At 61.7% G+C, this 10560-nt stretch carries 16 protein-coding genes; all 16 read left to right on the top strand.

Translation table 11 applies throughout. The annotated features are described in order from the left end of the window. Positions 1–356 precede the first annotated feature (356 nt). Positions 357–518, top strand: a complete 162-nt coding sequence (locus tag CWO89_RS46300; RefSeq protein WP_165421441.1) for a hypothetical protein — start codon at positions 357–359, stop codon at positions 516–518. A gap of 47 nt (positions 519–565) precedes the next feature. Further along, positions 566–958: a hypothetical protein gene (locus CWO89_RS34180; RefSeq protein WP_130582866.1), complete on the top strand. Its 393-nt coding sequence runs from the start codon at positions 566–568 to the stop codon at positions 956–958. 15 nt (positions 959–973) lie between these two features. Continuing rightward, complete coding sequence (locus CWO89_RS34175; protein WP_207234632.1) at positions 974–1387, top strand: GcrA family cell cycle regulator; 414 nt, start codon at positions 974–976, stop codon at positions 1385–1387. After that, positions 1384–1563, top strand: coding sequence for a hypothetical protein (locus CWO89_RS34170; protein WP_130582865.1), 180 nt, complete (start codon positions 1384–1386; stop codon positions 1561–1563). The genes CWO89_RS34175 and CWO89_RS34170 overlap by 4 nt, the downstream gene beginning before the upstream one ends. Then, a complete protein-coding gene (locus CWO89_RS34165; protein ID WP_130582864.1) occupies positions 1560–2150 on the top strand; it encodes a DNA methyltransferase family protein in 591 nt (196 codons plus the stop codon). The genes CWO89_RS34170 and CWO89_RS34165 overlap by 4 nt, the downstream gene beginning before the upstream one ends. Further along, positions 2131–3375 carry a phage major capsid protein gene (locus CWO89_RS34160; RefSeq protein ID WP_165421440.1) on the top strand — a complete coding sequence of 415 codons (1245 nt, stop codon included), beginning with the start codon at positions 2131–2133 and terminating at the stop codon, positions 3373–3375. Before CWO89_RS34165 ends, CWO89_RS34160 begins: the two co-directional genes overlap by 20 nt. Before the next feature lie 168 nt (positions 3376–3543). Then, positions 3544–3951 (top strand): hypothetical protein, encoded by a 408-nt coding sequence (locus tag CWO89_RS34155; protein ID WP_130582862.1) that lies wholly within the window; start codon positions 3544–3546, stop codon positions 3949–3951. Between the two features lie 96 nt (positions 3952–4047). After that, positions 4048–4362, top strand: a complete 315-nt coding sequence (locus CWO89_RS34150; RefSeq protein WP_165421439.1) for a hypothetical protein — start codon at positions 4048–4050, stop codon at positions 4360–4362. Further along, entirely contained in the window at positions 4338–4694 is a 357-nt protein-coding gene (locus CWO89_RS34145) for a hypothetical protein (RefSeq protein ID WP_130582860.1), read from the top strand. Before CWO89_RS34150 ends, CWO89_RS34145 begins: the two co-directional genes overlap by 25 nt. 245 nt (positions 4695–4939) lie before the next feature. Next, a complete protein-coding gene (locus CWO89_RS34140) occupies positions 4940–5650 on the top strand; it encodes an Ig-like domain-containing protein (RefSeq protein ID WP_130582859.1) in 711 nt (236 codons plus the stop codon). After that, positions 5644–6351, top strand: coding sequence for a hypothetical protein (locus CWO89_RS34135; RefSeq protein WP_130582858.1), 708 nt, complete (start codon positions 5644–5646; stop codon positions 6349–6351). The genes CWO89_RS34140 and CWO89_RS34135 overlap by 7 nt, the downstream gene beginning before the upstream one ends. After that, entirely contained in the window at positions 6351–6782 is a 432-nt protein-coding gene (locus CWO89_RS34130; protein ID WP_130582857.1) for a head-tail adaptor protein, read from the top strand. Before CWO89_RS34135 ends, CWO89_RS34130 begins: the two co-directional genes overlap by 1 nt. Further along, positions 6779–7159, top strand: coding sequence for a phage virion morphogenesis protein (locus CWO89_RS34125; RefSeq protein WP_130582856.1), 381 nt, complete (start codon positions 6779–6781; stop codon positions 7157–7159). Before CWO89_RS34130 ends, CWO89_RS34125 begins: the two co-directional genes overlap by 4 nt. A 70-nt stretch (positions 7160–7229) precedes the next feature. Then, positions 7230–7736, top strand: a complete 507-nt coding sequence (locus tag CWO89_RS34120) for a hypothetical protein (RefSeq protein ID WP_130582855.1) — start codon at positions 7230–7232, stop codon at positions 7734–7736. Between the two features lie 38 nt (positions 7737–7774). After that, on the top strand, positions 7775–7993 hold the full coding sequence (locus tag CWO89_RS34115; protein WP_130582854.1) for a hypothetical protein: 219 nt from the start codon (positions 7775–7777) through the stop codon (positions 7991–7993). Between the two features lie 1161 nt (positions 7994–9154). Continuing rightward, positions 9155–10560: hypothetical protein (locus CWO89_RS34105; protein ID WP_207234631.1), on the top strand; the 1406-nt coding region annotated here is incomplete at its 3' end.

The following is a 10560-nucleotide window of genomic DNA, read 5'->3' as shown; positions in this document are numbered from 1 at the left end:
AAAATTGTTGAAGGTATGCAGGATTGCGATTTAGCTGACGCGAAACATCCGCCATGGTCAGCCCAGTCTTATGCTTTAGCTCTGAAATTCGCTGAGCAATCAGCTGGCGGGCAGGATTAGTCATGACGGTTTCTCTCGTTTGATCGATGGGCATAGGAGAGTTCCTACAACCAATAATAGTCTTAGATGCTAGGTAGAGCATTTTGAAAAGTATTTCGAAAAGGATTTTGTCTAAGAATATAGTGCATATTTAATAATGTTGACACTCGTTTTATAGGGGCAGTAGCCTACACGGCGTTGTGAGCAGAGCCGCCGTCTTCCTTAGCCAAATCGAAGCCTTCCTCACGCGTACCGGCATGTCGCCGACCGCGTTCGGCAGGCTCGTGCTGAACGATCCAAATTTCGTTCGGGACCTGCGCCGGGGGCGGAAGCCCAATCTGGACCTGGTCGAGCACGTCCACGAGTTCATGGCCCAGCACGACGGCGCGGCGCTGTTCGCGAGTGAAACGCCGAAATAAGGCCGGGCCCGGTGGTCCGGGCCAAACAAAATAACGAGGAAGCGCCCATGAATATCGCCCAGCCCGGTATCGCAACCGATTCCGGCGACACCAGCTCGCTCGAGGGCTACGCCGCGGCGCTGGCCAACATCGGATCAATGGTGAACGATCTGACCGACGCCCGCGCGATCATCGGCCAGCTCCGCGCCGATCTGCACCGTGAGCAGGACCGTCTCGAGCTGCTGCTCGAGGAGCGCAATCGCTTCCGCAGCGAAGCGCTGGTGTTCCGCACCAAGCTGATCGAGCTGGCCACCGCGATGGCCAATATCGGGCTGCTGACCACGCAGGCGCAGTCGATCGTCCTCACCGTGCACGAACTCGACAATGCCGCGACGCCGTCGACCGAGTCGCTCGACAAGCTTGAAGCGGAATTCGCCAAGGGCAACGGAGCGGCTGTTTAGAAGGATGTCTCGGTCATGCTGCGCCGCCCGCAATATAAGACCCCCTGGGAGGCGCCTCGGCTGATGGAGCGCTTCCTTGCGCTCCACGATAAACACCTCAGCTTCGAGAAGATCGCCGCGGCGCTGTCCGCGGAGTTCGGCATCACCGTCAGCAAGAACGCCTGCATCGGCAAAGCGCGGCGGCTCGAGCTGCACCGAGAGAAGCCGAGGACCACGCCGGCATCCAAACCGAAAGCGTTGCGAAGTCCGCCGGCCGAACCGCCGGGGCAGGTGCCGCTGCTCCATCTCGGCAATGACGATTGTCATTTTCCGTTCGGCGACCATCCGACGGTCAGGTTTTGCGGCCTGCCGAAAAAGCCAGGCTCGCCGTATTGCGCCGAGCATCATGCCGTCGCTTTCGTCTCACCCAAGCAGAGGTGGCTGATATGAGCGAGCCCGTCCCGATGCGATTCATCTTCGTCACCATGCGCGAGACCGAGCAGCCGGTGCTCAACATCCAGTCCGTCGACATGGAGGAACTGCGGCGCTTCACGATGTCGCGGGACCAACTGTTACTGCTCAACGCCCAGACCGCAGACGCGTTGCTCAAGGGAAAGACGTCATGAGCGACGATGTCATTGCCGCCCAGCCGCAGTCCCGCCCGCTCAATGCCAAGATCTGGAGCCGCGCCGACGACGAATGGTACGTCGAGCCGGTCTGGTGCAGCGAACGTCTGTTCGCCGAGGAGCAGTTCGAGGGCAGCGTCTACGACCCCTGTTGTGGCACGGGCCGGATTGTCGTCAGCGCGCTGAAAGCCGGACTGAAAGCTTACGGCTCCGATCTTGTCTATCGCGGCTGGGATTCCACCCCGCAAGACTTCCTTATCCATCGCGGCTTGCACGACAACATCGTCTGCAATTCCCCATTCGCCAACGTCCAGCAGTTCGCCCAGCATGCGCTCAAGCTCGCGCGTCGCAAGGTCGCGATGATCTTCCCGGTCGCGCGCTTGAACGCCGCACACTGGAACCAGGACACGCCCTTGGCGCGGATCTGGCTGTTGACGCCGCGGCCATCGATGCCGCCGGGACACGTCATTCTCGCCGGCGAGAAGCCCGGTGGCGGCAAGGCCGATTTCTGCTGGTTGGTCTGGTCGCGGGATCATGTTGGTCCGGCGGAACTGCGCTGGCTGCATCGTGACGGAGGACGGCCATGAGCGACGACGTCGACATCACCGCCAATTATCATCGCGGCAATACGCCGCGCTGGTGACCCAGCAGCAGGCGCTCCAACAGGCGCTCGACCAGGTCAAGAAAGAGATGGATGCGCCGCTGCTGCGCGGTGGCAGCGATCTCAAGGACAATGACATCAAGGCCGCGGTCGAGTTGCAGCGTCGTGCCTTCCTGTTCAAGGGCGGCAATGATTTCGACTTCAAGCCGGACATGGACAACCTGGTCGACGCCAAGGCCTACCGTTCCGCGGTCCGCAAGCTGATGCAGGTCGGCATCGAGAGCAAGGCCAAGATCATCCGCAGTTTCGATGAGTACGAAAGAAAAGCGTTCGACGCCGCATCGCTCGACAGCGCGATGTTCTCGCCGGAGATGCTCGGCATCGAGGTCAACTGCATCGTCGAATGCGCCGAGCTGCTCGATCTCTACGGCAGCGTGACCGTCGGCAAGAGCACGTTCATGTATCCGCAGGTGATGGATTACGGTGCGATCGGCCAGTACGATTGCGATGCCAAGTGCGATGCCGAATACGGCCCGGAAGGAAATATCCAGTACAAGAGCGGCAATGTGTCGGATTTCCGCGGCGTGTTCTGCCTGGTGCGCAAGGTGCTCGCCGAGGCCAATTACGATCTGCTGTCCTTCATGTACCAGGCGGCGACGCGGTCCTATCGCATCAACCGCAATCGCGCGCTGATGGTCGGCGACGGCGTCAACGAGCCGAAAGGCTGGCTGACGGCCGATTGCTTCACCAAGCTGAGGACTGGCGGCACCTCGTTCACTCACATCGATTTCCGGCTGTTCTTCGCTTCGGCGCCGGTCGAGTACGGACCGGTGACGGCGGTGATGCACCAGAACACGTTCGCGTATCTGGCGGCATTGACGGACTCGGTGGGGCGCTTCTTCTTCGGCGACGGGCTGATGACCTACAGCCCGAACGACGTGCGGGAGAACATCCGGATCTCGAACTGCCTGCCTGATCCGACCGCCGGCCTGACCAAGGGCTCCACTGCCAATCCGTTCACCACCGGCGACTTCCTGGTCGCGGCCGGGTCGTGGGGGCAGGCCTATTACATGGTCAACAAGCGTCCGCTGTGGATCGAGCAGTGGGAAGGCCAAAGCTCGGCCTGGTGCGTCAAGTACCAGTTCGGCGCCGAGGATGGCGGCTTCACCGCCTGCTGCCCGGCGGCGCGCATCCTCACGGTCGGCCCGTAACCAGGGGAGCCCATCATGGAACAAGAGACGAGAGCGGCAGAGACTCTGCCGAAGCGAGAGTGGCCGGCCACGGCCACTTGGAAGATTTCGCAAGAGCAGTACCGCCGGCTCGCGCACACGGGCGAGTTCGCGGCGGGATCTCAGCCCAAATCGCAGGAGTAATCGAACATGAACATCAACATTGCTTCCCAGAACCAAGGCCTGGTGACCTGGGCGGTCGCGCAGGTCGCTCAAGCGGTCGATATCAGGCACCACGTCAACTTCGGCATCACCTTCTCCGTCGTCGATGATATCGCTACTGACGCGGTGTTCGAGGTGGTGGCGGCGCCGGCCGACACTGCCAATCCCTGCAACCCCGGCACCTTCCATCCGGTCCAGGAAGTGGTGTCGTGCGACTGGTTGACCGCTGGTCCGCCGAACGCCAAATCTGAGATTGTCATCCCGGCTGGCACCAAGCAGCACGCAATCTGTTCGGCCACGCTGCCTTGCAAGCCGGATGCCTTCATCAAGGTGATGCCGGTCTCCGGCGACACCGGCAAGATCAATGTGGTGGTGGTGCTTGGCGGGCCGCGCTGAATGCGGGTACCGACCGGTAGGCCGATCCGAGTTGCCCCGGGCGACGAAATTGTCGTCCGGGCGCAACTGACCAAAGCGACGCTCGGGCGGCTGTATGTGTTTGCCAAAGCCCGGGACGAGGCGGGTTTCTCGCCTTATGTGCCGATGCTGATGGCGTTGGCGGCGGGCGGCGAGCCGTCGATGCTGCAGCCGATGTCGATGCGGCTGGTCGCCGAGCGGCCTTCGAAACAGGTCTCGTTCATCGCCGACATCGACGGCTTCATCTGCGTGATGCAGGAGGTCGACACCGCCAAGGATCCGCTGGCCAAGGTCAGGGTCAAACGCAAAATTTGCCCGGATCTCGACTGGAAATCGCGGCTTTTCCGCAAATTTCAAGGGATTTTCTCGTGGCCGATACCGAAACTCTCCTAATCAAGGAAGGCAAACGGCCGGAGACCGCGACCGGCTCGGTCGGCGTCGTCATGCTGCTTGCCAGCAGCCAGGGCGAAGACAGCCAGTGGTTCGACTATCGGCCCGGCTTCTATCAGGACATCGTTCGCGTCGAGTGGGACAAGGACACGATGCAGGTCGTGCTGCCGGCCGACGTGTCGGACTATCTCACCCGCAACGGCTATGCCCGGATCATGACCAACAAGGAAGCTCGAGCCTACAACAACGGGCTTGGGAAAGCGGGAGCCGATCCCGCGCAGACGCCGCCGCAGCAACCGGCGGAGACGCCGCAACAGGAAAGGAAATCACCATGATCAAGGCTCAGTGCTCTAATGCCTGCAAGCAGAATGTCGCGCAGCCACTCGCGACGCCGCCGTGCTTCCAGTGTCCGTAAAGCCCCCAGCCCCTGGGCACTGGTAAGAAGGCCCGGGACAGTTATCTGGCGATTCCTGTTCCGGGTTCTTTTCTCGAGGGCTCGGGAGATTCAGCAAACTCCGCCCCTTCTCCCTGGCGGTAAACTACACTCCCGAGCTTTTTACTCACAAAGAAAGCTTCAGCCATGCTGCATTTCACTGTTGATGATCAGCAGATGACGAACGACGGCTGCGTCAAATGCTGCTGCGAGAAGCTTTCGCTCAAGCCGGGGACAACCAGCAAGGTCAGCGTCGGTTATGCGCCATGGGTGGTGCCGATCGGGCAATTGCACTGCAAGCCGCAATTTGTGCTGGAGCAGATGGAGACCTGTCCGGTGCCGGTTGGCGGCAACATGCCGCCGCATCCGGTCGGTGACATGGCGCGGTTCGACGCCGCGATCGATACCACGCTGAACAAGGATCTCAATGACAAGATCGAGGATCCGGAAGACGACCCGCTGACGTTCAAGCTGTTGCCGCTCTACGGGCCGAAGCACGGCAAGCTAGTGCTCGATCCTACGGGCACGTTCTCCTACACGCCGAATGCCGGCTACAAGGGCGAGGAACGGTTTTTCGTTTCTGTGTCCGATGGGCACAATGCGCCTGTGGTGATCGAGGTGTTGATCGGGGTCGGGATCAATTCCGCAAGTCCGGCGCCGACGCCGCATGTCAGCATCGACCCTGACGGCGTGACCGTCGACCCGCGCTATTTCATGGTGTCGTTTCCGGTCAAGGTTTCGCCGGCGGCGCAGCTCTGCGAGGTGTGGCGGTTGACGGTGTTGCAGGGCGCGCTGGATTGCGAATGCATTTGCTATTCGCGCACCGACTGTTTCGATATCAGGATTGTCAAATGCTGACGTCGACATCGGGCGAGCAGCATCGGCGGCCCAACAATGAGCCGCCGCCTGAGGCGCAGCAGACGATTGAGTTCGACTGGTCGGGGCGGCTGTCGCTCGACACCATTCGCCAGCACAGCAAGACCGACGACGTGCCAGGCGTGACCGACGAGCAGCTCAGACTGTACCGCGCCTCAGCGATCGAGGCCTGCGAACGCTATACCGGATTGCTGTTGTCGGGTCAGCGCACCGTGGTCGAGCCCGTGCAGGGGCCGGCGTCAGCACGGCCCGGAAAGCTGACCTATCGCTATCGGCTTCAGTATCCTGTTGCCGACGGCATTGTGTATCTCTACGGCAGCCCGGATCCGGCCGACAATCGGGCCTTTCGCGTCCTGCCCGGAAGCCGCTCGATCGATGTGCCGATCCGCAAGGATTACATCAACCTGTCGAATTGCTGCGACCCGTGCGCGACGTGGCATCTCAATGGCGGGATGATGATTGCCTACAAGGCCGGCTACGCCTGTGTTGACGACGTCCCGGCGGGGATCGTGCTCGGCTGCTTGCAATACATCGCCTGGGTCATCGAGCATCCCGGCGACGAGCTGATGACCCAGCGCAACCGCATCGAGGCGCGATCGGTCGGTGTGGACGGCTCCAACAACGTCGCCTGGGTCTCCGGCGCGCTCGAGACCTGGCGGATCTACGATCCAGAGGCGTTCTAGTGGCCAGCAAAGAACCCAAAAGCGGTCCCAAGATCGCGAACTTCAGCCACCGGGTTGCGCTGTGCACGATGAAGGACGTGGTCGACCAGGGCGGCACCATGGTGCTGGCGCGGCCGGCGGTGGCGTGGGTCTGGGCCGGCATCAGGCAGCCGCGCCCGTCGTTCATGTCGCCGTATGGCTATGCGGTTCTGGAAGAAGCGGACCGGGTCACGCACATCATCACGATCCGCGGCAACGCCGGCATCGACATCACCAGTGCAGCCTGGGTGTACGAGAAATTCCGTATCTCGCCGCCGCGTTGGTACAAGGTGGTCGGTTTCTCGGATGTTGATCGTTGGATCAGGTTGGCCTGCCGTCTGGTCGAGCGGTCCGACACCGCGCAACCGTCGCAGAGCGAATTGTCGGCTGCGCGGCAGGATGTCGTGTTGTGATCCAGCTTGAATTCACGCCATGGAATGAATTCCACGCCCGCAAGAAAACCGAAGAGATTGAGGGCTGGCTAAAGCGGGTGGCCAAGGCGTCGGAGCAGGCGTTCAGGGCAGGGGCGAGCCGGCAATGGCCGGGCGGTGACGCGCGGGGCTCCGCCCCTGGGGAATGGCCGATGCGGCGCAGCGGCGGTCTGCTCGGCTCGATCGAGACCGAGGTGACCAGCACGTCGATGACGATCGGCACCAACATGCCGTATTCGAGGTTCTTGCGAAGAGGCACGCGCCCGATGGGCGGTCGTCGCAAGATGAGCGACAACGCTCTGCAGGAGGGCATGTTCAGGGCGCGGCTCGGCCGGTGGGTTGAATGGGCGAGGTTCTGACATGGATGTGCCGGTCAGGGAAACGCGCTTCCTTCCCGCTGTAGCGAACGCGATATCGGAATGGTTTCCGATGCTGAGAGGCCGCTCGATTGCGGTCGCCGATGCAACCATCACTCGGGAGAATGTGCCGACGCTGCCGCTGGTGGCAGTCGTATTCATCTCCTCGACCGGCAACCAGTTGCTGCGGACTTACAGCGAACGATTCGAGATCGTCGATGCGTTTGCGGTGCAGTTCTGGATGAAGCCGGAGCGCTACACCGACAGCAATGGCAACGAGACGCCATTCTGGTCGTACTATCCGTATGAGTACATCAGGGACAAGCTGCTGAGCAATTTGGTGCGGTGGCCGGCGGCGAACGGGCGTCCTGAACACATCGCCTATCGCGGCATGAATGTTCAGGCCGACGCGATGGCGGTGACGCTGACCTTTCATTTTGCGGCGACCTTTACCTGGTGCGCCGATGTCAATGAGACCGGCGAGCCCTTCACGATCGACTGGAGGCTGTGCACGCCGAAGGCCTGCGTCGTTGACGAGTGTGTCGAGGAGGAGGTCGACGAATGCCATCCGTGTCCATGAATTTTCCAACCACTGCCACAAGCAAAAGGAGGCCCGCGATGGCCATGATCTATGTGCGCACGAAGCCGGGCCGGCGGGCTTGGTACGAGGGGCGGGTGATCCCAGAGGACAAGTTCATCCCGGTGACCGACACGCCGTCTGTCCGGCGCTTGATCGACCATTGGGGAGACATCGAGGTCGAGGGCGACGCCAAGCCGAAAGCCAAGCCTTCACAGCAACCCCCGGCGCCGCAGCCGGCCAAGGCAAAGGAGCAATAAGATGTCGATTGACAGCCTGCGGTCCGGCGCGATCCGGATTTGTTTTGATCCTTCCCTGAACGCCTATCCGAACAAGTGCCGCATCCTGCTGGAAGGCCAGATGCTCGACACCGGCACCGCGGAAGATGGCGCGCTGATCAAGATCCCGTCGCTGCGCGATGTCGACGTGCTGTTCGGCGAAGGCTCGGTGATCGCCAACGGTCTGATCACCGGATTCGGCTGCTGCCCGAACCAGGCGATGGAGTTCTATGCACTGCCGCACAAGGATCTGAGTGTCGGCGCCACCGTCAAGGCGAAACACACCATCACCTTCACCGGGCCGGCGACCAGCGATGGCCGGATCGATCTGTTCATGGGCGACGGCCGTTGGAATACGTCGACCCGGATCACCGAAGGCATGACCGAGGACGAGATCGCCACTGCGGTCGCGCAGTCCATCGGTCACGAAATCGGTTTCCCGTTTGATGCCACGGCGGCGCTTGGCGTTGTCACGCTCGAGGCCAAGAATGCCGGCACGGTCGGGAATTGCCTCAACCCGATCTACAATTGGCATCAGCGTCGTGACTACGCGCCGCAAGGCGTCACGGCAGAGATTGCCCAGACAATCCAGGGCCTCTACGCCGGTGCCGCTGCGCCGCCGGACTATCAGGCCATCCTCGGCGAGTGCTGCTATTGCTGCATCGGCATGCTCTACGACAAGCCGGAGTGGCAGGATGCGATGATCGCCTACATCGCCTCGGCATGGTCGTGCGACAAGCCGCAGTGCTTCGGCCATGGCTACACCTACAACACCGGCACGCTCGGCCAGATCATGGCCACCGACACCAATTCGGCAGAAGTCAGCCGGATGGCGCAGTGCTGCGACGATCCGGTGCTCGGCTATCTCAAGGTTGCCGCCTACGCCGCGCAGAGCTGCTGCTCGACGGTCGACAACCCGGAAATGTCGATTCAGGGGCCGGACTTCGGGGTGCTGGGTTGCGTCAAGCAGCCGGAGTCCTGCTTCCAGTGCTTCACCTTTGACGAGCAGCAGATCCTGGAAGCCAACGGCTTCGTGGTCACGGTGCCGCGGATTGGCGGCACCGGCTCGATGACTTCGCCGATGATCGTCAACGACGTCACCAACAACCGCTACGACGAGGAGGGCCGTCTCAACGCCACCTGGTGGAACGTCAAGACGAACGTGATCGTCTGCGCACTTCACTGCTCGGTGACGTTCAAGGTAACGAGAGGGAAAGAGCGGTCGCTGCCGTCAACATTACGAAGCAGCTCGAGGAAAACGTTCTGCCGCGACTGTTCACACAGGCGCCGGATAAGTCGCGTTCAGAGACGCTGGAGGGCCTGCGTAAGCTCATTCAGGGCGTGAACCTTGCGTCCACGGATATTGTCGACAAGCAGGGCAGGTTCTCCGAAGATGGCCTGCGGGTGCTGAATGGTATCCAGAAAGCGATGGCGGCTGATCCTGATATCACGCCGCAGTTGATCAGGACGACGCTCGCCAACGCCAAGACAGCCGGTTTTTCGCTGGACGAAGATTCGATTGCGCGGATGCTGATCAACGCCGGGTCGCGTGGCGTCAGGGCCGCGAACGAGACGTTCAAGGCCATCAAGGCGGCGTCCGGCACTGTCGACGTGAAGACGCTGAACAACTCGCTGGCCGATCTGGGTCTGTTGGTGAATCCCAAGCGCAACAAGAAGGGCAACGTGATTGCCGGGTCAGGGAAGCCGATTGACGAGGGCTTGCTGAATCAAGACCCCGCCACCTGGTTTCAGAAGCACTTCGTGCCCAAGATGAAGGCAGACCTTGCGAAGGAAGGCAAGGACGTCGACAGCAACGCCGAGCGTATCGCCTACATCAATAAGAAATTCGCCGGAATGTCGTCGGCGGGCATTCAGGGGATCACGGATATGATCCTCGGCTTCGACCAGATGAACGCAGCCCTGGCGCAGGCCAGGCTGGCGATGGAACAGCCGGTTTCTACGGCGGTCGAACAGTCATGGGTGGCGCAAGCGGAAAACGTTGCGACGGCGTGGAAAGATGCTGCTGCGGCGGCGGGGGAAGCGTTTGCCAAGTCGATCAATCTGGCCGACATACTTAAGGGTGTAGCTGATAGGATCCGCGAAGATCCGAATATGGCAGTCGCTGCTGGCGGGTTCGCGACGGTTGTCGCGGGTGCGCTCGGGGTCGCGGTCACCAAGTCTCTCCTCTCTCCGGTGGCTTCTCTGAGCACGGCGGGCACCGAGCTGCAAGCCTCGGCGGGGGCGCTGACGCGAGCCGCTGCGGCGCTGGGCGGGGAAAGCGTGCTTCCCGAAGCTGGTGGCGGACGCAGTGGCGGCAAGGGAACGACACCCGGCACGCCGTCCAAGTGGGGCCGGGCGGGCGGGATCCTCAAGATGGGTCTCGGCAGTCCATACACCTTGGTAGCGGCTGCCGGTGCTGCGGCAGCGTATCTCGCCTATGAGTTTGCTCCAGAGGGCCAACCCGACGAGGTGGGGGCGTGGACTGACGCTGCGCTGAAGAGCGCGAAGATGGACCTGGAGGCTGCCAAGCGTGCACAGGCTACCGCGCG

The sequence above is a fragment of the Bradyrhizobium sp. Leo170 genome, assembly GCF_004296405.1.
Classification (GTDB): domain Bacteria; phylum Pseudomonadota; class Alphaproteobacteria; order Rhizobiales; family Xanthobacteraceae; genus Bradyrhizobium.
This window is presented reverse-complemented; position numbering and strand designations above follow the sequence as displayed.